Annotated in this window: 23 protein-coding genes; 14 read left to right on the top strand and 9 right to left on the bottom strand. The window is 56.8% G+C overall.

Going from position 1 to position 22,767, the window contains the following annotated elements:
- Positions 1-158 precede the first annotated feature (158 nt).
- The 3 genes from ccmI to OS189_RS01515 are packed head-to-tail and all read left to right on the top strand — an operon-like array spanning position 159 to position 2,110.
- The gene (gene ccmI / locus OS189_RS01525) at positions 159-1,388 is read left to right on the top strand and encodes a c-type cytochrome biogenesis protein CcmI (RefSeq protein WP_323380212.1); all 1,230 of its coding nucleotides are present in this window, start codon (positions 159-161) and stop codon (positions 1,386-1,388) included.
- On the top strand, positions 1,385-1,870 hold the full coding sequence (ruvX, locus tag OS189_RS01520; protein ID WP_267165513.1) for a Holliday junction resolvase RuvX: 486 nt from the start codon (positions 1,385-1,387) through the stop codon (positions 1,868-1,870). Before ccmI ends, ruvX begins: the two co-directional genes overlap by 4 nt.
- Positions 1,871-1,873: 3 nt before the next feature.
- Positions 1,874-2,110 (top strand): DUF1289 domain-containing protein, encoded by a 237-nt coding sequence (locus OS189_RS01515; protein ID WP_267165512.1) that lies wholly within the window; start codon positions 1,874-1,876, stop codon positions 2,108-2,110.
- A gap of 5 nt (positions 2,111-2,115) precedes the next feature.
- Here OS189_RS01515 and OS189_RS01510 read toward each other — a convergent pair whose 3' ends face one another.
- From OS189_RS01510 to dusA, 4 genes are all read right to left on the bottom strand, one after another.
- A complete protein-coding gene (locus OS189_RS01510) occupies positions 2,116-2,346 on the bottom strand; it encodes a hypothetical protein (RefSeq protein WP_267165511.1) in 231 nt (76 codons plus the stop codon).
- Positions 2,347-2,466: 120 nt separating this feature from the next.
- Positions 2,467-3,315, bottom strand: coding sequence for an EamA family transporter (locus tag OS189_RS01505; RefSeq protein WP_267165510.1), 849 nt, complete (start codon positions 3,313-3,315; stop codon positions 2,467-2,469).
- 52 nt (positions 3,316-3,367) lie between these two features.
- Positions 3,368-4,192 carry a sulfite exporter TauE/SafE family protein gene (locus OS189_RS01500; protein WP_267165509.1) on the bottom strand — a complete coding sequence of 275 codons (825 nt, stop codon included), beginning with the start codon at positions 4,190-4,192 and terminating at the stop codon, positions 3,368-3,370.
- Positions 4,193-4,222: 30 nt separating this feature from the next.
- A complete protein-coding gene (dusA, locus tag OS189_RS01495; protein WP_267165508.1) occupies positions 4,223-5,239 on the bottom strand; it encodes a tRNA dihydrouridine(20/20a) synthase DusA in 1,017 nt (338 codons plus the stop codon).
- Positions 5,240-5,988: 749 nt separating this feature from the next.
- On the opposite strand from dusA, the gene wrbA reads away from it, so the two are divergent.
- Complete coding sequence (gene wrbA / locus OS189_RS01490) at positions 5,989-6,579, top strand: NAD(P)H:quinone oxidoreductase type IV (protein WP_267165507.1); 591 nt, start codon at positions 5,989-5,991, stop codon at positions 6,577-6,579.
- Between the two features lie 92 nt (positions 6,580-6,671).
- On the opposite strand, the gene OS189_RS01485 is transcribed toward wrbA, so the two are convergent.
- From OS189_RS01485 to OS189_RS01470, 4 genes are all read right to left on the bottom strand, one after another.
- Positions 6,672-8,447, bottom strand: coding sequence for a SulP family inorganic anion transporter (locus OS189_RS01485; RefSeq protein ID WP_267165506.1), 1,776 nt, complete (start codon positions 8,445-8,447; stop codon positions 6,672-6,674).
- Between the two features lie 67 nt (positions 8,448-8,514).
- Entirely contained in the window at positions 8,515-10,143 is a 1,629-nt protein-coding gene (locus OS189_RS01480; protein ID WP_267165505.1) for an alkaline phosphatase family protein, read from the bottom strand.
- Between the two features lie 68 nt (positions 10,144-10,211).
- The gene (locus OS189_RS01475) at positions 10,212-11,243 is read right to left on the bottom strand and encodes a TAXI family TRAP transporter solute-binding subunit (RefSeq protein ID WP_267165504.1); all 1,032 of its coding nucleotides are present in this window, start codon (positions 11,241-11,243) and stop codon (positions 10,212-10,214) included.
- Positions 11,244-11,268: 25 nt separating this feature from the next.
- A complete protein-coding gene (locus tag OS189_RS01470) occupies positions 11,269-13,128 on the bottom strand; it encodes a TRAP transporter permease (protein ID WP_267165503.1) in 1,860 nt (619 codons plus the stop codon).
- A gap of 61 nt (positions 13,129-13,189) precedes the next feature.
- Between OS189_RS01470 and OS189_RS01465 the strand changes: the two genes are divergently transcribed.
- The gene (locus OS189_RS01465) at positions 13,190-14,050 is read left to right on the top strand and encodes an IclR family transcriptional regulator (RefSeq protein WP_267165502.1); all 861 of its coding nucleotides are present in this window, start codon (positions 13,190-13,192) and stop codon (positions 14,048-14,050) included.
- A gap of 151 nt (positions 14,051-14,201) precedes the next feature.
- On the opposite strand, the gene OS189_RS01460 is transcribed toward OS189_RS01465, so the two are convergent.
- Positions 14,202-14,702: a MarR family winged helix-turn-helix transcriptional regulator gene (locus OS189_RS01460; protein WP_267165501.1), complete on the bottom strand. Its 501-nt coding sequence runs from the start codon at positions 14,700-14,702 to the stop codon at positions 14,202-14,204.
- A gap of 165 nt (positions 14,703-14,867) precedes the next feature.
- Here OS189_RS01460 and hmgA point away from each other — a divergent pair, with 165 nt between their 5' ends.
- The 9 genes from hmgA (at position 14,868) to OS189_RS01415 (ending at position 22,442) form a co-directional block, all read left to right on the top strand.
- A complete protein-coding gene (gene hmgA / locus OS189_RS01455; protein ID WP_267165500.1) occupies positions 14,868-16,223 on the top strand; it encodes a homogentisate 1,2-dioxygenase in 1,356 nt (451 codons plus the stop codon).
- Entirely contained in the window at positions 16,220-16,417 is a 198-nt protein-coding gene (locus OS189_RS01450) for a hypothetical protein (RefSeq protein ID WP_267165499.1), read from the top strand. Before hmgA ends, OS189_RS01450 begins: the two co-directional genes overlap by 4 nt.
- Positions 16,414-17,046, top strand: coding sequence for a maleylacetoacetate isomerase (gene maiA, locus OS189_RS01445; RefSeq protein WP_267165498.1), 633 nt, complete (start codon positions 16,414-16,416; stop codon positions 17,044-17,046). The genes OS189_RS01450 and maiA overlap by 4 nt, the downstream gene beginning before the upstream one ends.
- Positions 17,047-17,056: 10 nt before the next feature.
- Complete coding sequence (fahA, locus tag OS189_RS01440; protein WP_267165497.1) at positions 17,057-18,307, top strand: fumarylacetoacetase; 1,251 nt, start codon at positions 17,057-17,059, stop codon at positions 18,305-18,307.
- Between the two features lie 454 nt (positions 18,308-18,761).
- Complete coding sequence (locus OS189_RS01435) at positions 18,762-19,694, top strand: VOC family protein (RefSeq protein WP_267165496.1); 933 nt, start codon at positions 18,762-18,764, stop codon at positions 19,692-19,694.
- A gap of 10 nt (positions 19,695-19,704) precedes the next feature.
- Positions 19,705-20,313 carry an alpha/beta hydrolase gene (locus OS189_RS01430; RefSeq protein WP_267165495.1) on the top strand — a complete coding sequence of 203 codons (609 nt, stop codon included), beginning with the start codon at positions 19,705-19,707 and terminating at the stop codon, positions 20,311-20,313.
- 33 nt (positions 20,314-20,346) lie between these two features.
- Positions 20,347-21,042 carry a pirin family protein gene (locus OS189_RS01425; RefSeq protein WP_267165494.1) on the top strand — a complete coding sequence of 232 codons (696 nt, stop codon included), beginning with the start codon at positions 20,347-20,349 and terminating at the stop codon, positions 21,040-21,042.
- Positions 21,043-21,086: 44 nt separating this feature from the next.
- A complete protein-coding gene (locus tag OS189_RS01420; protein ID WP_267165493.1) occupies positions 21,087-21,386 on the top strand; it encodes a GNAT family N-acetyltransferase in 300 nt (99 codons plus the stop codon).
- 90 nt (positions 21,387-21,476) lie between these two features.
- Positions 21,477-22,442: a pirin family protein gene (locus OS189_RS01415; RefSeq protein ID WP_267165492.1), complete on the top strand. Its 966-nt coding sequence runs from the start codon at positions 21,477-21,479 to the stop codon at positions 22,440-22,442.
- The last annotated feature ends 325 nt before the right edge of the window (positions 22,443-22,767 follow it).

Here is a 22,767-nt window from a genome sequence, read left to right as displayed (position 1 = left end):
AAAGAGGATACTCCGCGCGGCACATTATATCCTTTTTGCGACATTACCCGCAAGCGGTGAGGTGCTTACTCGGGCGATTCGTCGCGGTCGGTGCAATGCGCTCTTTTGTCGGGCGACTGTGCGTATTACACGGTGAACAACCAAGGAGGGCTGGCCGAATGCTGAGTTTCTGGATCGTTGCCGCGATGATCACGTTTATGGTAGGTCTGATACTGGTCCGCGCTGTTCTGACGGGTGCGGATCAAGCGATTGAATCGCGTGCCGCATCGGATGTCGAAGTATATCGCGCGCAGTTGGGCGAGGTTGAACGCGATGTAGCGCGCGGCGTGATTGGCAAAGCCGATGCCGAGCGCGTACATGCGGAAATCGCCCGCCGCCTGATTGCGGCCGACAAGGCACAATCAGGCGAAAGCACCACAAGTGGCAAAGCGCCGTCCGGCATTGCGCTGGCGATGATTGTCGTGGGCCTGCTGGGCAGTGTCGCGAGCTATTGGTGGCTGGGCGCGCCGGGATACGGCGATATGGGGTTGAAAGAACGCATCGCTTTTGCCGAAGAGGTTCGCAAATCGCGCCCCGCCCAAGAGGTTGCGGAACGTTCCCTGCCGCCGTTTGTCGCCCCCGAAGATATGTCGGAACGCTATAAGGGTCTGTTGGATCAGTTGCGCGTAACCGTCGCCAGACGCCCCGATGATATTGAGGGACACGCCCTGTTGGTGCAGCAAGAGCGCCGGATCGGCAATTTCAACGCAGCGAAAGTTGCGCAAAAGCAGCTACTGACCCTCAAGGGCGGCGATGTCGGCGCGCAGGATCTGGCCGATCTGGGCGAATTGCAGGTTCTGGCGGCCGGTGGATACGTATCACCCGAGGCCGAGATGAGCCTGCGCGCCGCACTGGCCCAAGACGCCGGCAACGGCACGGCACGCTATTACATCGGCCTGATGCTGGTTCAGACAGGACGCCCCGATCAGGCATTCCGCATCTGGGACGGACTGCTGCGCGCCGGACCGGAAGACGCTCCGTGGATCGAACCGATTGTTGCACAGATCGAAGAACTCGCCGCGCTGGCTGGCGTGCGCTACTCCCTGCCCGAAATCGGCAGCAGCGCTGAACGCGGCCCATCAGCAGAGGATGTTGACAGCGCGATGGATATGTCACCCGCCGAACGCATGGAAATGATTGGCGGGATGGTCAGCGGCCTGTCGGAACGTCTGGCGACCCAAGGCGGCCCTGCCAGCGATTGGGCGCGACTTATCTCCTCGCTTGGAGTGCTGGGCCAATGGGAGCGCGCTGCGGCGATCCATGCAAACGCTGTGGAGGTCTTTGCCGATGACAAGGATGCGCTGGAGTTGATCAATGCCGCAGGCCGCAAAGCGGGGGTGGCGGAGTGATTCACGAGCGGATAGAAGAACTTGCCACCGCCCTGCCCGACATGCGCGCGCTGATCGGGCTTGATCTGGGCGAAAAAACCATCGGCGTTGCGGTCACCGACAGCTTTTTATCTGTAGCCACGCCGCTGGAAACCGTACGGCGGAAGAAGTTCGGCGTTGATGCAGCCCGCCTGAAAGAGATCATGGACAAGCGCAACATCGGGGGTCTGATCCTGGGGCTGCCACTCAACATGGATGGCTCGGAGGGGCCGCGATGCCAGTCGACGCGGGCCTTCGCGCGCAACCTTGACCGGCTGCACCCCGAATTACCTATCGGATTCTGGGACGAGCGCCTGTCAACCGTTGCCGCAGAGCGTGCCCTGCTAGAAGCGGATACATCGCGAAAGCGGCGCGCCGAGGTGATTGACCATGTCGCCGCCAGCTATATCCTGCAAGGCGTGTTGGACAGGCTGCGCTTTTTGCGCGCGGCGCAGGAGGCGTAGGGCATGAGCGACGAAGTCTGGAAGCGGGACGAGGTGCAAAGCCCCTGTATAAATATCTGTGTGATCCATCCCGAAAGCCGTCTGTGTACGGGATGCCTGCGCTCGATTGACGAAATAAGCGCATGGTCGCGGATGAGCATCGAAGCGCGCAATGCCATTATGGCAGAGCTGCCAACCCGCGCGGGTGTGCTCTCAAAGCGGCGCGGCGGACGGGCTGCGCGCCTGAAACGCAAGCTTTAAAGAATTCAGTTCTCGCGTTTGGCCGGGGTGCCGAACATCGCCAGTGCCGCGCGGCTGCGCATCTGGCGCGGAAGTTGAATAACCTGCAGCGCGACACTGTCATTTGCCGCAGTCAGCGATTCTCCGCGCGCAAAAGTCGTATCCGGAAGGTCCAGCGCCGGATACTGACCGCCAGTTGTTGCATGCCCGTCGTAATAGGCCATCCGGCCGAATGGTCCTGTGATTATCTGTGTCATTAGCTGCCCCTTCCCCTGCTCTGCCCCTCTTGCGGGGGCGTGTTATTACGAGCCTACTTCGCAATTGCCCCAGGCAACAATATGGCAAACATAAGATAATTGTATGCCGCGGCGAAACGGTTACAGTTGGGCCAGCCGCAAAAGCCCCGCGCCCAGCAACGTGGCCGCAACCGCAATAATTTTGATGCGGTCCAGCCGTTCCTTGAACACCACCACGCCGATCAGCACCGCAAAAACAATACTTGTTTCCCGCAACGCTGTGACCAAGGCAATCGGGGCTTGGGTAAAGGCCCAGATAACAATGCCGTAGGCTGTAAAAGATGCAGTGCCGCCAATGAAAAACAGTCGCCACGCGCTGGTAAATGTCGTGCGCAGCACACCCGGATGGCGAAACCGCAGATACAGCGCAAATAGCGCGGCGTTGCCCGTTCCGGACCACGCATAAAAACCTATGGGGCTGCCCGACGCCCGCGCGCCGTAGCCATCAATTAGTGAATAGGAGGCGATGAAGCAGCCGGTCATCAGGGCCAACCGTACGGCTTCCATATTGCGCGCGCCATCGCTGCCGCGCAGCAGTGCCATGCTCATCAATCCGATTCCGATCAGCCCGACCGCCAGAAATTCCGGCTGCGACAGGCGCTCGCCCAGCAGGGCGAACGAAACGAACGTGACCACCAGCGGCGCAAGACCGCGCGCAATCGGGTAGACTTGGCTCAGGTCGCCTTTTGTATACGCTCCCAGCAGGAAAATCTGGTATCCCAGATGGGCCAGCATCCCTGCCACCATCCAGGGCCAGCTGTCCCACGCAGGGGCTGGTACCACCACAAAGGCAACGATCGCGGGGGGCATGTGGCCCAGCATAACAGCGGCCATGGTGACGCGTTTGTCAGCGCCCCCTTTCACCAAAGCGTTCCATGCAGCATGTAAAAACGCAGCCGCCAGCACAGCCAGAAAGACAGTTCCTGTCATAGCGCCGCCAGCCCCGTGTCCAGAGGTGAAGGTGCCGTCCGCTCGGTCTTGGTCATCCGATGAGGGCCTTGCGCAGCATGTTCAGCGCCACCAATACCAAAAAGACAGCAAACACCCGCTTCAGCGGTTTTGGGTTCATCGAATGGGCCAGCCGCGCGCCGATCGGCGCTGTAATCAGGGTCATCGCGATGACCAGCACAAAGGCCACCAGATTGACTGCCCCAATCGTAAACGGCGGACGTGTGGCCGCATCAAGCGGCACCAGCAAGAATCCGATGACAGACGGCACGGCAATCAGCACGCCGAACCCTGCTGCAGTTGCAACTGCGCGATGAATGGGCGTGTTATACAGGCTCATCAACGGGACGCCGAAGCTGCCACCGCCAATGCCCATCAAAACAGACAAGAAGCCAACCGCAGGCGAAAGGGCTGCTCGGGTGACGCCACGCGGCATCGCCTGCCCCAGCCGCCATTCCGCGCGGCCAAATCCCATGTACAATCCTACCACCAGCGCCAGAACACCAAAGATGCCTTGCAATGTGGACGAGCGCAGGCCGGAAACCACCAGCATCCCGATGACTGCGCCGATTACAATTCCCGGCGCCCATGTTTTGAGGATGCCCCAATCAACCGCGCCCTTCTTGTTGTGCGACAGGACCGAGCGCACGGACGTTACAATGATCGTGGCCAGCGATGTCGCCAGACACACCTGCATCAACTGGTCACTTCCATAGCCAAGAGTCTGGAATGTGTAGAAAAAGGCGGGGACCAAAACGATGCCGCCGCCAACGCCCAGCAAACCTGCAAGCACACCGGCAAATGCGCCGATGACCAGCAAAAGCACAGCCATCTGGATCAGCAATACAGTTTCGGGCATGGGGGAATACTCCTGAAGTTTAGGTATGTGCTACACTGCGCACGCTTGGGCTGCCAGCGTACTTTGCGTCATGGTCTGTTCCAGCGCATCCTGTACAAGCTCAGTGCCCGCACCGGTATGATGCGCCCCTTCAGAAAGAACACGCCGCCACAGCCGTGCCCCCGGACGGCCCGCGAACAGGCCCAGCATATGCCGCGTCACCTGCGCCAGCTTGCCGCCTGCCTCCAGATGCGCCTCGATGTAGGGCAGCATCGCCAAAACCACGGTTTCGGGTGTGGTGTCGCTACCTGCCCCGAATATACGCCTGTCGGCCTGACAAAGGATCTCGCTGGGTTGGTGATAGGCTGCACGCCCGATCATCACACCGTCAAGCCCCGCATCCAGCGCCGCCTGCGCCGCACCAAGTGTGTTAATGCCGCCATTGAGCGAAATGTGCAGATTCGGAAACAGTTCTTTCATTCGGTGGACCAGCGGATAATCAAGCGGGGGAATGTCGCGGTTTTCCTTGGGGCTCAGCCCGTCCAGCCACGCCTTGCGCGCATGGACTGTCACCCGCTCTACCCCTGCCCCGACCATCCTACTTAGAAATTCGGGCAGGACTTCTTCGGGGGTCTGGTCATCCACGCCGATGCGACATTTCACCGTAACGTCCACATCCACCGCGCGGCGCATGGCGGCAATACAACGCGCAACCAGTGCGGCGTCTTTCATCAATACAGCGCCAAAAGCCCCCGATTGCACCCGATCCGAAGGGCAACCGACGTTCAGGTTAATCTCGTCATACCCCGCTTGCGCCCCCAGATAAGCCGCTTCTGCCAGCTCTGCCGGATCGGAACCGCCCAATTGTAAGGCGACGGGATGCTCTGACGGGTCATGGTCCAATAGATGCATCGCACGCCCTCGCACCAATGCCGGCGCGGTCACCATCTCTGTATAAAGCAGTGCGCGTTTACTCATTTGCCGGTGGAGGTAGCGACAATGGCGATCCGTCCAATCCATCATCGGTGCGACGCTCAGGCGCGCAGCGCTGCAAGCCGCTCTATTCATTACAAATTTCCATATCCCTCATACTTCAACGGAAGGTATCCTGAACGATTTCGGTCCGCCAGACCAGGAACATCTCCATCGTTTATTCCCAAACGTCCATAGCTATGCCGAGAACGACCGGCAACGCATCAATCGCAGAAGCTAAACGCAAGGAAGCGCAGGTCAACTACCAGCACGGATATCATATGTTCTTACGGCCAGATCGTCCAACAGGTTTCATTTGAAAGTTTCTGGTCTTGAAACTGAGATCTCCCCTCTTCTTAATTCAGTTACATCAGTTCTCGTTGCGCATCTGATCTGAAAACCGATGCATCGGGAAATTTACATCGCGATCAGGTTCGCGAGGACCAATTTCAATACATTGTGGTTGGTATCGACTTATACTGCGTGGGTCGCTGGCAGAATATCTATCCATCGCAGATCCTCCCCCGCCGTTGTTGCGCGCAGTCAGTGTCGGTACTTCGGTGGTTTTTCCCCATGTGAACACAACTCGTTACGCCACCGGGCACATCGGAATTGCAACCGGATCGGGATGCATATCGACAGCAGCGAGGCACGCAATACCCAAGGCCCACGTGATGATTTGCTGGAATCGTATGGCACCGCGATCGCTTGAGTGTACGTTCCCGACTACGTCGTACCGCAGAACAAAGCCCGTCGAAATTTGCTGTAATGCGGAACCCGTTCACGAATGAGAACGTTTAACAATGACCTGACCTTCGGGTGAAAATTTAAGTGGGGATATCTAAATGACTGTCAAACTCGCAATCGTGTATTATTCAAGCTACGGAACCAATTATAAGATGGCGACAATTGCCGCAGAAGCAGCGAAAGCTGCCGGTGCGGAAGTACGTCTTTTAAAAGCGGCTGAGACCGCTCCAGATGCGGCGGTGAACAGTCAGGACGCATGGAAAGCCCATGCGGAAGCGACCAAGGACATCCCCGAGGCCACGGCCGAGGATATGGAATGGGCGAATGCCTACATCATTTCCGCAGGGACACGTTTTGGCGTTATGGCAAGCCAGATGCGCGCATTTATTGATACGCTGGGCGGTGTCTGGGGCAAAGGCGGACTGGCAAACAAACCGGTGACGGCCATGACGTCGGCGCAAAATGCGCATGGAGGACAGGAAACAACTCTGCAATCATTTTACACAACCGTGATGCACTGGGGCGGTTTTGTTGTTGCGCCAGGCTACACTGATGAAGTGATCTTCAAAACCGGCGGAAACCCTTATGGATATAGCCACACGCAGGGGGCCGAATTTACGGATGAGGTGAAATCCGCGATCAGCCATCAGGCACGCCGCCTTGTTGAAACAGCTGCCAAGCTGGCCTGAGCCAAGCGCGGACGCTGCCAAGCCCCGCCGGTCGAACACTTCGACCGGCGGGGCTTTTTATTCCAAGTATACCAAGGTGCGCATGGTCCCCATCAGCCCTTTTTCGGCGGATCATGGGGCTTTTGCGCACATTCCAGAAAAACACGTAATTCGCACCGCCTGCAAATATCATCATCCGCACTTTCAACCGCTTTGGCTATCGCTTCGGCCTTGTTGTTGTGCAGGTTACTCTCGCCCAACTCCGAAAGCACACCCAAACGACGCAAGACGGAAAAGCTGGATGCGTTGGTGGTAAAGAGATGAAAATCGGCGCCCGCTTTGCGCGCCCGCCTGATTTCTTTCAGAAGCAGCCCCGCGCCCGACATATCAATTTTCCACAAACCCTTCAGGCCCATCAATTTAATTTGTGGCAGGCTGCACGCGTTTTCGATGCGTCTGAACTGCTGCTCGACATTTTCGACAGACGCAAAAAACAGCGGACCATCCACACGAATAACAGAAATCTGTGGACATTCGGGCAGACCGTAACGGGATGCGTTTTTGAACACGCGCCTGCCATTTACATCGGTCGGCGCGCCGACCGCGACAACCGGATGCGCGCTGGAGTACAGAAACACGCAAAGCGACACGATTACGCCGACAACAATTGCAAGGTCCAGTTCGGTGAAAATGCCTGTCAGAAAAGTTGCCGCCAGTATCGCGGTTTCGCTCTTGTTGGAGTGCAGGACGTGCTTGATTTCGGCGAAATTGATCAATCTGTAAGATACAAAGAGAATGACACCTGCCATCGCAGGAACCGGCACATATTGCAGGTAGGGGGCCAGCGCAATCAGCAGCATCACCAGAAATGCGGCGGCAAACACAGTTGATACAGGTGTTTGTGCGCCTGCATCCGCATTCAAACCCGAGCGTGTGAAAGACCCCGACCCGGCATAGCACTGAAAAAACGACCCCACCGTATTGGACAGCCCCTGCCCCACCATCTCCTGACTTGAGTCATATTCCTCGTCGCGGCGCAGTGCAAAGGAACGCCCGATCGAAATCGCCTCAAGCAATCCAACGAAAGCCACGGTCGCCGCAACCGGCAAAAGCTCGGCGATCAGCGAGAACGACAACTCGGGCGCGCTGACCGCCGGAATGATGGATTGCAACGGCGCAAACATCGCGACACCCTGTGCAGGCGCATCCAGCACATAAGCAACCCCCGCACCAAGCCCGAGCGCAATGATATAGGACGGTATCTTTTTGCTGAACTTTGACAGCACAATCAGCGTGACAATTGTAACGCCGGAAATGATCACCGCCGTTGTGTTGATCTGCGAGATATGGCCAACCACATGGCTGACACGTTCAAAAACGCCGCCCCCCTCACCTTTTTCAATCCCCAATGCACCGCCAAGCTGGCTGGCGGCGATCAGAAACGCCGCAGCGGCGGTAAACCCGATCAGAACCGAATGCGAGATGAACGAAATCAGGCCGCCAAGTTTAAAAAAACCCGCGATGATCTGGATAATGCCCACCATCAGCGTCAGGGTGAATACCATAGCGATGTAGGTTTCGCTTCCGGGCGTGGCGAATTGCGACATTGAGGCGAGGATCACCGCCGAAATCGCTGTGGTGGGGCCGGACACCATGATCATCGACGATCCCCACAGCCCCGCGATCAGCGCGACAACAACCGCTGTGAACAAGCCGAACTCGGGCGGTAACCCTGCGATGATCGCGAACGCCACCCCCTGAGGCAAAACGATTGCCGCATTGGTCAGCCCTGCAATCGCATCCGCTTTGATCGTGGAGGATGTGACCCGCCCAAACCAGGGGCGGATCGGGTTCAGCGAGGAAAAGAGGGCGTTCAGCCGATGATGCATTCAGGAATCCTGCGCGTTTGCTATCTTTTCAGCGGCCTCACGGCGAATGAAGCGCCGACCATGAAACCTATTTCTTTTCTACGGCCTCTGCCTCGGCCAATGCCGCGGCAAGGTCTTCTTCCTTGGCAAAACCGATGATGATGCCTGACTTGGCTTCCGCCAGATCAACGCCACGCGCTTCGATCTTCGCATCCGACATGGTGGTGCGTTGGCTGGTACGCCGCGCCCATTGGAAAAACAGGGTTTTAAGGCGGTCACATTCGCCGGCGTGCTCGGGGTCATCCCCCAGATCGTTGAACTCCTGCGGATCGTTCTCGAGGTCATACAGCATCGGCCTGAAACCTTCGGCAAAGATGTATTTCCAGCGGCCATCAAACAGCATGGTAAGTTTTGCCTCCCGCACGCTGACGCCCAGACGGCGGCGCACCTGCCGGAACGAGTAGTCATATTCCGAAACGGCGAATTCCCTGAGCGAGGTCGTGGCCCCGCGCATCATTGGCAATAGCGAGCGACCTTCGATGATGTGATCCACAGCTTCACCGCCAAAATACTCAAGGATGGTGGGTACGACATCAATCGCCTCGACCAGCGCGTCGGACACCGTTCCACGTGTGACATCTGCCGCGCGGTCGGGATCGACCACAATCAGCGGGATGCGGGCGGACTGGTCGTGGAACAGTTCCTTTTCACCCAGCCAGTGATCGCCCAGATAATCGCCGTGATCGGATGTAAACACGATCATCGTATCGTCTGTCAGACCCTGCGCATCGAGAAAGGCCATCAGCTCGCCCATCTGGTCGTCGATCTGCTTGATCAGGCCCATGTAGGCCCCGATAACCTTTGTGCGGGTTGTCTCGTTGGTAAACGCCTTCGAGACGCGCTCCTCCATAAAGGCACCGTACACAGGATGGGGATTGTCCTGCTCTGTCTCGCTGCGCACCACGGGCGTATGTGTCTCGGGGGGATACATATCGTGATAGGGTGCGGGCACGATATACGGCCAGTGCGGCTTGATATAGCTCAGGTGCAGGCACCAAGGGGTGTCGCCTGCTTCCTTGATGAAATCCATAGCGCGGCGGGTGATGTAGGGTGTTTCGCTTTCTTCTTCGGCAGCGCGCGCGGCGATATCGGAATTGTCCAGAAACCAGCCGCTGAGGATATTGCCATCATCGTCCTCACCGCTGTTGGCCACGGAATCCCACGGGTTCTCTTCCTCCCATCCGCGCTCTTTCATGTAGGCGTCATAATTCTTGTTGCGCTTGCCGTAGTTGGTATCGGGGTGCAAGCCGTCGTCACGCTCGTAGGGTTCGAACCCGCATTCGGAGACTAACGCGCCAATCTGGCTGTCCGGTGCAAGGCCAAGGCGCTTCATGCCCTCTACATCCGCAGCCATGTGGGTTTTGCCACACAGCGCTGTGCGCACACCGAGAGGGCGCAGATGATCGCCCAAGGTCATCTCTCCTACCTTCAACGGGATGCCGTTCCATGTGGACCCGTGAGAGCTGACATAGCGCCCCGTGTAAAAAGACATCCGCGAGGGGCCGCAGATTGTTGACTGTACATAGGCGCGCTCAAACCGCACGCCCCGCTGTGCCAAAGCATCAATATGAGGCGTTTCCAGATGCGGATGGCCGGCACAAGACAAATAATCCCACCTTAGTTGATCACACATGATGAAAAGCACATTCTTGGGCATGACAATTCCTTGGTCCTGCAACATCTTGGGGAATAGTCGGGGCCACACGGCCCCGACCACATCGTTTATCAGGCGCGGGCCGCCTCTGGGATTTCAACGCCAAGCTCCGTCAGGGCGCGCAAGGCACCGGGATGCAGCGGCAGGTTGATGTCCTGCACTGCCGCCTCCGGTGTGATCGCCTTAAGCCAGGGTGAACTATCCCCCGCCTCTTCAACTCCGGCAAAGAACGCTTTTGTCATCTGATAGATCATGTCTTCATCTGCTTTTTCATTACAGACGATCCCGACAGTAACGCTCAGGGTTGTTACGTCTTCGTCATTGGTTTGGTTATCGCCGTAAACTCCGGCTGGCAACGTTGCCGCGCCAAAGCCCGGACGCCCGACAAGTTTCTGCACACCTTCGGTTTCCAGCTTGTCTGCCGGAATACCCAGGAAGCGGATTTCATTGGTCACTGCGATCTGGGTCAGTGCGGGGCTGGGTGCGTTGGTCGGGTTGCAATACACGTCAAGGTTTCCGTCCTGAAACGCCGCTGCTGCCGCGTCCCATCCAAGGCTGACCGCTTCATAATCCGTGCCTGCTTCCAAACCGGCGACCGCTTTGAACAGACGCTGCATTGTGGTGTAGGCCGCACCGCCAGGGGGGCCGAGGAACACGCGTTTGCCGCGGATCTGGTCCATGGAAGTGATGCCCGAGGATTCATAAACAGCGATGTGGTAAACACCCATCGGAAAGTTCAGAACAGTGCGCAACTGCTTGACCAGTTCCGGCGCCTGTTCGATCTTTTCAAACATTGCCGCTTTTCTGCGCATCAGCGCATGGATAACAGGTGACGACATGCAGAAATCACTGCGGCCCATGGCGACTTCGAGCACGTGGCGCGTTGCGGCACCTGTTGCGTTCAACTGGATTTCATAATCCGGCAGCGCCTGGTTCACGATGTTGGTGAAGGTTGTCATCACAAGGTTCGGGCTGGTGCCCGGGCCCAGTGTGGACATGCGAAGCAGTTCTTTCGCAAATGCCTTGTGTGGCAATGCAGCGATCGCGGCAGCGGCGGCCGTGCTGGCAAGAAGCCCGCGACGTGTCAGGGTTGAGTTACTCATGGTTGTTCCTCCTCAGGGGTTGGTTTTATGAATTGTCAGAAATCAAGAATTTGCCGAACCTCACGGACGACAACAGCATAACAGCGGCGGCAACCGCGATCCACGAAACCAGTGGTCCGAAGAAAAGCAGTGCGAACGCGATTACGATTCCGATTGGCGCAAAGATCGCCTTGCCTTTGGCGGGGTAACAGGCCCGCGAGATCAACAGCACCGCAAGTGTCACAAACAGGATCGACTGCGCTGACGCCAGCAGGCTGTATCCCGTGCCAAGCAGCATTGCCGGCTGGTAGATGAACGCAAACGGGATCACAAAGCCCGGCAGGGCAAGACGCGATGCCTCAACTGCGGTGCGCATGGCCCCCGCCCCCGCAATCGGCGCCGCTGCAAAAGCGGCAAGTGCAACCGGCGGTGTCACAGCGGACAGCACCCCGAAATACAACACAAACATATGCGTGTGAATGATCGGCACGCCCAGTTTCTGCAACGCAGGCCCCATCACCAGTACGATGATCAAATAGGCAGGCACAGTCGGCATGCCCATGCCCAGCAGCAAACATGCAAGCGCCATCAACAAAAGCGAGATAACCAGTTGCCCATCTGCATAGCTTGCCACCAGCGACGCGAAACGAAGTCCAACGCCTGTCAGGTTCAAAATGCCGATGATAATGCCAACCGCACCGACGATTACGATCAACTGCGCCGATATCATACCAGCCGAACGGATGAACGTTATCCATGACACGCGATCAGTCAACAGGCCGGGTTTCAGGGCGAACCCCAGAACCACAGCAAACGCAACCCCGATGAAACCGGCGTAGGCAGGGGAAGAACCGCCAACCATGGCCACAACGATCGCTGTCAGCGAAAGCATGAAAACAATGATCTGTGCGACTTCACGCCAGGCGAAATTCAGCTTTGGCTGCTCCACCTCTTCGATATCCATGTCCCGCGCCGCGCTGGAAATCGCCATAAACAAACCGGCGTAATAGAGCAGCGCAGGCACCACAGCCGCGAGGCAGATCGTAAGGTAAGGCTGGCCGGTGACATCGGCCATGATAAAGGCAACAGCGCCCATGATCGGTGGCGTGATTTGCCCACCACTAGAGGCGGCCGCCTCCACCGCGCCAGCGAAATGCGGCTTGAACCCGCGTTTTTTGATCAGTGGTATGGTGATAACACCGGTGCCAACCACATTGGCAACCGCGCTGCCCGAGATTGTCCCAAATAGCCCGCTTGCAATTGTGGCAGCGGCGGCAGGGCCGGAACGCACACGCCCCGTCGCAGCAAGGGCAAGTTTCACCAGCACCCTGTCGATTGTGAGAAATTCCAGAAACGCACCGAAGATAATGAAAATAAGAATGGTGGAGACAACCGTTGCCATCGGCCGTCCGAACACGCCATCAAACGAGAACCACAGAACCTGTATAAGCTCCTCGGATGTCATGCCCGCGTGCCGCATGAAGCCCGGCGCGTACTGGCCAAATGCGCCATAGATCAACACAAATGCAGCTACGCCTGCCATCACCATCCCGACGGAGCGGCGTGTGAGTTCGATAACCGCGATCAAGCCCAGCAGACCCAGCCAGATGTCAGCCGATGTCAGAAAATATAATCCTGTTTCAATCTCTGCTGCTGCCTTGAAATACTGATAGACCGCAACACTCAGGCCTGCAGCCGTTATCAACGATAGCAGCTTGCCAACCGAACTGTCAGTTCCTTCAATCTGGCTGAGCAAAATCAAAAGCCCCCCAACAAGAAGCATTCCGACCCGCAGATAGGATTCACTAAAAACCCCGAAAACCGAAACGTAAAAGACAACGGCCACGATTAGGCCCGACAGGGCCAGGCTTAATCCGCGCGTGGTCTGTGACAGCATGTTGTGCATTGTATCTCCCCAATTTCCCCAAAGTCGGAACAGCTGGCGCGCTGTCCTCCTACCCGACGTGGTGGAGAAAAAGGCTAGACAATATAAAGAAGTTGGTCGAACCTTGATTTCACCAGGTGGAACGATAATGTCAAAATTAAATCGCTCTGTCGAACGGAGCATGAAAATAATCGAAGTGGTCTCTGGTAGTGGTGTGACATCACTTGCTTTTTTGGCGGATCAGACGGGCCTGCCGAAACCGACAGTCCTTAGAATTTGTGCAACGCTGGTAAACCAGAACTGGCTGACCCGAAGCCGAATTGACGGTCGTTACCGGATTGGACCAAGGTTTCCACGGCTGACGGCAACCGCCGATTCGGTTGATGCGATTATCACTGCAGGAACAGATGAAATCGTCGCTCTATCCAATGCGACCGGTCTTGGCGTGGACCTTGCGGTTACGATCGGTTTAGGGCGAGTGGAAATCATCGATACCACACGGCGCTTTGCCCAACACGGCATTTACCCGGATACCATCGGCTATCGCCCCTCGCCTTTCCGGTCTGCATTGGGCAGCGCTTTTCTGGCAGCTGTGAATCCTGAAAAACGCGCAACTTACATTTCCAAGCTGGTCGCGAGCAGCCGGGGAAAAGATCACAAGGCCGCGTTGACCTTTCCGGAAAGATTGCGGGAAATCAAAGCAAAAGGATTTGCCGCACGGGAAGAAGAGTATTGGGGCCGTGCTGTAGATTACGGCGGAGTCCCCAATGCGATCAGCGTCGCCATCAAATCAGGTGACCAGCCCGTGGGATCAATTAGCCTCGTCTGGCTCGCCGAACAGCGAAATGTTGCGTCTGTCGCCAACGAGCATTTGGAAAAGTTGAACAAAACGGCACAAGCCATCGGTGCATCGCTGATCCTACCCGAAGGCGAGATTGAATAGCAGGGCGCTGTGTGCATTTTTTCCCGACCTCTCATTCATGCCAAAAACGATGCGCTCTCTGGTGGAGCACAACATCGACGCTTTTCCGACTGACAAAACTTATGCCAAAGGCAGACATCCACGGACCCGGATTTGGCGCTGAAAGGCTGCGTCAGTCCGGCAAGCATCTGGGGCGGCCATCGGCACGGGGTTTACGCGGCGTTGCGTTTGGGTCTTTGTCCAATTGGTTATGCAGCCGCTCCATCAAGGTATAGAAAAGCGCGCCATCCTCCGCCGAAAAAGCTTGAAGGAGCTTTTTTTCGAATGCGAGCGCCTTCGGCGTGATATCGTTGAGGACATCAATTCCGGCATCAGTTAGTTGAATCTCCACCAGCCGGTGATCCTGTTCGCTTGTCATTTTAACCAACAGACCGTTGTTTTCCAATCTGGTTACCGCACGGCTTACGGCAGGTTTTTCAAGATTCACGCATTTGTGGATATCACGTACCGACATCTTTTCACGCCGTGCCACATGGACCAGAACACGCCATTCGGAGTTCGAAAGATTGTACCCCTCCACATACGTCGCAGACAGCAGCCCGTTCATTCGCGCAGAAAGCATTGATATTTGGTAAGGAAGAAAGTCATCCAGATTGAAGTCGTCGGTCGTCATGGTCAGGCCGCCTTGGGATTTTCATTTCATATGAAACGATATTGACACAACTTCCCACGAAATGGTATTCGTTGCAAGTGAAACGAATTAGAGGCCTGACGGCTCGACCGTTGCCATATTGACGCAGCATCAGAATTCGACGGTATTTTTGGTAGGAGAACGACAATGAAAGACGGAGATATCAGCCCGCTGGTACAAGCGGATGGCAAGACAACGACACCCGGATACATGCCCGGATTTGGCAATGACTTCGAAACAGAAGCGCTTCCCGGCGCCCTGCCCCAAGGGATGAACAGCCCGCAGAAATGCAACTATGGTCTGTACGGCGAACAACTCTCCGGCACAGCGTTTACCGCGCCCAGCCACCAGAACGAGCGCACGTGGTGCTATCGCATCCGCCCGTCCGTAAAACATTCCCACCGTTATGAAAAAATCGATCTGCCCTACTGGAAAACCGCCCCCAACGTCGTAGAGGACGTGACCAGCCTTGGACAATACCGCTGGAACCCCGTGCCCCACACCGACGCGCCGCTCACTTGGCTGACAGGTATGCGCACAATGACCACTGCCGGTGACGTGAATACGCAGGTGGGCATGGCCAGTCATATTTACCTTGTGACTGAAAGCATGGTCGACAGTTACTTCTATTCTGCGGACAGCGAATTGCTGGTGGTTCCGCAGGAAGGCCGCCTGCGGTTCTGCACCGAACTGGGGATCATTGATCTTGCGCCCAAGGAAATCGCCATTCTGCCCCGTGGTCTGGTGTATCGTGTCGAAGTACTCGAAGGACCGGCGCGCGGCTTTATCTGCGAAAACTACGGCCAGAAATATGAACTGCCCGGCCGTGGTCCGATTGGTGCCAACTGCATGGCAAACCGTCGTGATTTCAAAACACCTGTCGCAGCATATGAAGATCGCGAAGTGCCTTCGACATTGACGATAAAGTGGTGTGGCCAATTCCATGAAACGAAAATAGGGCATTCGCCGCTGGATGTGGTGGCGTGGCACGGCAATTACGCGCCCTGCAAATATGATCTGAGTGATTATTGTCCCATCGGCGCGATCCTGTTTGACCACCCCGATCCGTCGATTTTTACCGTGCTCACGGCCCCCTCCGGCGTTGAAGGAACGGCAAACATCGACTTCGTTCTGTTCCGCGAACGCTGGATGACGATGGAAGATACGTTCCGTCCGCCATGGTACCACAAGAACGTGATGTCCGAGTTGATGGGCAACATTTACGGCCAGTATGACGCCAAGCCCGACGGCTTTGCCCCCGGAAGCGTCAGCCTGCACAACATGATGTTGCCGCACGGTCCGGACAAGGCGGCCTTTGAAGGGGCGTCCAACGCGGACCTGAAACCCGAAAAGCTGGACAACACCATGTCGTTCATGTTCGAAACCCGCTTCCCCCAGCACCTGACAGAGTTTGCAGGTAAAGAGGCCCCCTTGCAGGACAATTACATCGACTGCTGGACCGATTTGGAGAAAAAGTTCGACGGCACACCGGGCAAGAAATGAGCGCGGATCGCGCCTTTTCCCTGCCTTACAAACCATTGTCCTGCGGCGCCGCGTTACCCGGCGCGCCGCAAGGCAATGACGGAAAGGGCTGGCACCGCCAGCCCGACCAGCCGCCCGGCGCATCCGGTGCAGCGATGGTGTCGGCAGACAATCTCTGCCTGCGTCGGTTTCCGGAAAACAAGGATTTTATATGAAACTTTATAGCTATTGGCGCTCGACCACCTCCTACCGCGTGCGGGTGGCGCTGCACCTCAAGGGTCTGGCATTTGACACGATCCCCGTTGATCTTGTCGCCGGTGCGCAGCGTGCGCCTGAGTATATCGCCCGCAATCCGATCAAAGGCGTTCCCACACTGGAGCTTGACGACGGCACAGTGCTGACCCAATCGCTGGCGATCCTTGAATATCTGGATCACATCGCACCCGAGCCCGCCTTATTACCCGATGATCCGGTGCTGCGGGCCAAGGTACAGGCAGCAGCCCAGATTATTGCAATGGATATTCATCCGGTAAACAATCTGAAGGTTGTCAGCCGCCTGAAATCCGAACACGGGTTGAGTGCCGACGAAGGCACAGAGTGGATACGCCACTGGATGAGCGAAGGCTTCCATGCATATCAGGCACTTTTACCCCAAGGGACCACATACAGCTTTTCGGACACACCATTGCTTTGCGACATCTGCCTTGTGGCGCAGCTCTATAATGCGCACCGCTGGGGGGTCGATATGTCACCCTTTGCGCGCTTGCTTGAAATTGAAAATCACGCCTTGAAGCTGCCGGCATTTGACGCCGCGCGGCCCGAAAACCAACCCGACGCTTCTTGAAGGATATACTATGACACAGCTACGCCGCTCTTGGGTCGAAACGGCCAATTCATCAGAAACCGGTTTTCCGCTCAATAACTTGCCGTACGGAGCGTTTCACACCGGTGACGGAACCTTGCGCGCGGGTGTTGCCATTGGCGACCACATTCTTGACGTTACAGCACTGGAAAATGCCGGCCTGCTGGACCTGCCCGAAACGGGCGTATTCAGCCGCGGCACATGGAATGATTTCATGGCGCTAGGCGCTGATGTCTGGGAAAGTTTCCGCACGTTTTTGACCGACGCGTTAAGCGAAGGCGCTGCACAACAATCAGACCTCGAAAAGCATCTTGTGGCGATCTCCGATGCAACGCTGGAAATGCCGTTCACGGTTACCGAGTTCACCGATTTTTATGCAGGTCGTCATCACGCCTTCAATGTCGGAAGTCTTTTCCGCGATCCTGCGAATGCCCTGCCCCCCAACTGGTTGCACATTCCAATCGGGTATAACGGGCGCGCATCGTCTGTTGTTGTCAGCGGCACGGAAATCACCCGCCCCAACGGCCAGCTGAAAGCACCGGATATGGACATGCCCGTGTTCGAGGCATCCAAGCGGTTTGACCTTGAGCTTGAGATGGGGGCCATCGTCGGCAAGCCGTCCAAGGGCCGTGTCAGCGTACAGGAAGCCGATGACATGATTTTCGGCTATGTGCTGCTGAACGACTGGTCCGCGCGCGACATTCAGGCGTGGGAATATGTGCCGCTTGGACCGTTCCAAGCCAAGGCCACCGCAACGACAATCAGCCCGTGGATCGTGACCAAAGCCGCGCTTGAACCCTTCCGCACCTCGACCCCGCCACGCGAAAAGGAACTGCTGCCCTATCTGAGCGAACCCGGTCCGATGCTGTATGACATTGATCTGGAAGTCGGACTCGCGCCCGAGGGGAAGGCCGAAACGATCCTGTCGCACACCAACTACAACGTGATGTATTATTCAGCGGCCCAGCAACTGACGCACCATACCACCAGCGGCTGCCCGATGCGGGTGGGTGATCTGCTCGGTTCCGGTACGATCTCCGGTCCGGAAAAGGAAAATCGCGGCAGTCTGCTGGAGCTTAGCTGGGGCGGTAAGGAGCCTTTGACGCTTGATACCGGCGAAACCCGTACCTTCCTTGAAGATGGCGATACCCTGACCCTGCGCGGCGCCGCACAGGGCGACGGTTACCGTATCGGGTTTGGTGAATGCTCGGGCAAACTCGCGCCTGCGCCCGCTTTGGATTAAACCTTATGACCCGCCGTGCAAGCGCGGCGGGTCACCCCAATCAGACAGACAAACTCGGCCAGCCTGCCACCACATAAACCGATTTGGCCCTTCGGACATGTTGCATCTCTAGTTAGACGCGTCGTGGAACCGCCCGCGCAGCAGTTTTTCTTCACACGGTGCAATTCTTCAATCAGCGCCCCGCATTGGTCAGCGATACCTTGCGCCCCGATACCCACTCGCCGAGATCCGCGTCGGGTTTGGCGACTATGCGGGTGAAAGAAGCAAATAGCATCTTAAGAACATGCGCTGCTGCGGCAAAACTCTGCTACTTTCCAGAGCACGCAGAGTGGTTTGATATCTTGCATGGCTTATTGTTGCATTACCGATAATAGTGAATGCAACATCGTTTCTATTCTGTATCCTCTGATAGCGGCCTACCTTGTCAGCAACAGCGAAATGGAAAGGTTTTACCATGATCAAAGATATTAGCGGTCTGCACCACGTCACGTCGATGGCGGGCGATGCAGCAGAAAACAATACATTTTTCACTGATACACTTGGCTTGCGCCGTGTGAAAAAGACGGTGAATTTTGATTCACCGGAAACGTACCACCTTTATTATGGCGACGAAGTCGGCACTCCCGGCTCGGTGATGACATATTTTCCGTTTGCCAATATGTCCAAGGGCCGTCGTGGCACAGGTGAAGTAGCTACCACAGAATTTGCCGTCCCCAAGGGCGCGCTGGCGTTCTGGCAGGACCGGCTGGGCAACCGCGGCGTTACCGGCCTGAACAAGACATCATTCCTTGGTGAAAACCGTCTGCAATTTGATGGGCCTGACGGTGACGGCTTTGCACTGGTGGAAGCGGATACAAAGGGGCGTACACCGTGGACAGGCACCGACGTGCCCGAAGATGCAGGCATTCTCGGCTTTCACGGGGCGCGCTTTGCCCTGCGTGATGCTGCGGCCACCGGCGAACTTCTGGGTTTCATGGGGTATCAAAGGGACGAAGCGGACGGCAACGTGATACGCTACCGGATGGAAAACGGAAACGGCGCCGATACTATTGATCTGGAAGAACTACCGTCCGCGCATACAGCGGGCCAAGGTGCCGGATCGGTACATCATATCGCCTTTGCCGTTGATGACCGTGCAACACAGCTTGAGGTGCGAAAGGCGCTGATGGACACCGGATATCAGGTCACCCCCGTGATCGACCGTGATTATTTCTGGGCGATCTATTTCCGCACGCCGGGCGGTATCCTGTTCGAGGTGGCGACCAACGAACCGGGGTTTGATCGTGACGAAGATACCAAGCACCTCGGTGAGGCGCTGAAACTGCCGGATCGCTATGAACCCCATCGCGCCCAGATCGAGGCGCTGTTGCCTAAACTTTCTTCTTGAGGAGGCTGATATGTCGACAGACACCTATTACGCCAAGACCAAAGCCCCCGCCACGGGCGCTCCGCTGATCTTTGCCTTTCACGGCACGGGCGGGGATGAAAACCAGTTCTTCGGCCTTGCCGAGCAGATTGCACCGCAGGCGGGCATTGTATCCCCGCGCGGTGATGTATCAGAGGGCGGCGCAGCGCGGTTTTTCCGGCGCACCGGCGAGGGCGTCTATGATATGGACGATCTGGCCAAGCGCACGGAAACCATGGCCCGGTTCATCGCGGCGCACAAAGCAGCGCACCCCGAAACGCCGGTCTATGGCTTTGGCTACTCCAACGGCGCAAACATCCTTGCGTCCGTCGCGATGAACCATCCCGATCTGTTTGACCGCATCGGGCTGTTGCATCCGCTGATCCCATGGTCGCCCGATGCGGTGCCTGCCCTGTCCGGCAAGCGCATCCTGATCACAGCGGGCCAGCGCGATCCGATCTGTCCGTGGCCCGAAAGCGCACGGCTGATTGACTGGTTCGAGGCACAAGGCGCCGACGTCACAACCGAAATCCACGAAGGTGGCCATGATCTGCGCCAGAGTGAACTTGTCGCCCTGCAATCCCTTCTGGTGGCGCCCTAAGCCGCTCGGATTCTAATTCAAAGGAGTTATGTGATGATCACAATCCATCAGAAAGCCGTACGCGGCCATACCCGTGGCGGCTGGCTCGACAGTTATCACACATTCTCCTTTGGCTCGTTTCAGGACCCCAAGCGGATGGGTTTTGGCAACTTGCGTGTGTTGAACGAAGATACAATCATTCCTGGTTCGGGATTTGCCAGCCACCCCCATGCGGATATGGACATCCTCACCTACGTGATCAAAGGCCAGCTGCGCCATGAGGATGATCAGGGAAACGTTTCACTGATCAACGCAGGTGAAGCGCAGCTGATGTCGGCGGGCAGCGGTGTCACCCATTCCGAACGCAATGCCTCGGATACCGAGACGGCGCATCTGTTCCAGATATGGCTGATCCCTGATACAACAGGTGGCAAGCCCACCTATGCCCAACGCGCTGTGCCGCAAGCCGGAAACGTTCTAATCGCAGGTCCCGAAACCTCTCAACCGCTGCTGACTCTCAATTCGGCTACGACCGTGGAGTTGATCCGTGTGAAAGACGGCGATCGTACCCCAGTCGCCGACCCGGACACTTTGCGTTTCCTACATATCATCGACGGGCTCGCCTTCGCCGAGGGCGAACACCTGAGCGCAGGTGACGGTTTACAAGTGCCAGCGGGCGAAGAGACAACGCTCGACTGGGCCAGTGACGGCGCGGCACTAATTTTCACGATGCCGCGCGAAAAAAAATAAGTGATGCCCTCTAGTTTCCAGCTTGCAAAACAACGGAGAACTCCATGCCTGATCTCACGATTAAATATGTCGAAACCGAATTCAAGGGCCGCTACCGCGCGACCATCAAAGGTATTGAAGGCGCGGGTGAATTGATCGTCAAAAAGGTCACGCCCACCCTGATCATCGCGGATCACACAGAGGTGCCAGAAACCATGGCAGGACACGGTGTCGCCCGCGCGCTGGTGGAGCGGCTGATCGCAGACGCCCGCGAAAAGGGGCAACGCATCGTGGCATTCTGCCCTTACGTACGCGCTTATGCTCAGAAACACGCGGCCGAAGTCTCCGATGCTTTCCAGTGGTGACAACGGGTATCAACCCTTTCTGAGACACGAATGATGAAACCCCAAATCGGCCTAAAGTGAAACCTTAGCGCCGCCGACAGGAGAATAAATATGAGCTGGATTCCCACCCAAGACCCCGATTGTCCGAATGCAGATAGCAACTCGATCGAAACTCTCATCATCCCCCGTGCGCGCGATCTTGGCGGATTTGATGTGCGCCGCGCCCTGCCATCGCCGGAACGCCAGATGGTTGGTCCGTTCATCTTTTTCGACCAGATGGGCCCCGCCGAATTTATCGACGAAGGTGGCATCGACGTGCGCCCCCACCCCCACATCGGGCTTGGCACGGTTACCTATTTGTATGAAGGCGAATTCGAACACCGCGACAGCCTTGGCACGCACCAGATGATTTACCCCGGCGAAGTAAACTGGATGACTGCGGGCAAAGGCGTCACCCATTCGGAACGTACGAGCGAGGAAACCCGCGCGCGCAACAGTAAGTTGTTCGGTATCCAGACATGGATCGCCCTGCCCGAACACCGCGAGGACATGGAGCCGGAATTTGAACACCACAAGGAAGGCGCATTGCCGTTGATCACCGAAAACGGTCTCTCTGCGCGGTTGATCCTCGGCTCTGCCTATGGCGAGACAAGCCCCGTCACCACACAGTCGGAAACCTTTTATCTGGATGTGACACTGGAGGCGGGTAAATCTTTCCCCCTGCCAGACAACCACGAAGATCGCGGTATCTATGTCACCGAAGGCAGCATCGAGGTCGCGGGGGATACATTCGAAGCCGGTCGCATGATGGTATTCCGCCCCGGTGACAAGATGACGGTCAAGGCAGGTCCGCGCGGCGCGCGCGTGATGGCTCTCGGCGGCGCAACGCTGAACGAAAAGCGCTACATTTGGTGGAATTTCGTGTCTTCGTCCAAAGACAAGATCGAACACGCCAAGGAAGCGTGGCGGGCCGGCGATTGGGAAAACGGCCCTTTCAAGCTGCCCCCCGGCGATGATGATGAATTCATTCCGATCACCGCCGATCTCGCCCGCACACGCCCGAAAGAGCCGAAATAGCCACGCTACGGAAAAGCGCAGCGATCTGGTTGCAAAGACAATTGCCTCTGCGGCGCTCAATTCTTTATGTCTGTGTGTCGCGCATGAATTCGATGTGACCAACATTGCTATTTGCGCGCGATACTTTCAGCAGCAAAGCCTCAGCGGGCGCGTTTGTAGGCAGGCTCGTAGTTGATTACCCTGCGGATGTACCCGTACCTTCCCGGAGCTGCGCACCCGTTCATATACGGGACAGTAGGGCATTTTTAGGTTGGCAAAGCCTTTCAGAATAAATCATTAACGCGACTTATTCTTGTTGAAGCAGCGAACTGCTATCATACTTGCG

The sequence above is a fragment of the Sulfitobacter sp. F26169L genome (assembly GCF_026410285.1).
Lineage (GTDB): Bacteria > Pseudomonadota > Alphaproteobacteria > Rhodobacterales > Rhodobacteraceae > Sulfitobacter.
This window is presented reverse-complemented; position numbering and strand designations above follow the sequence as displayed.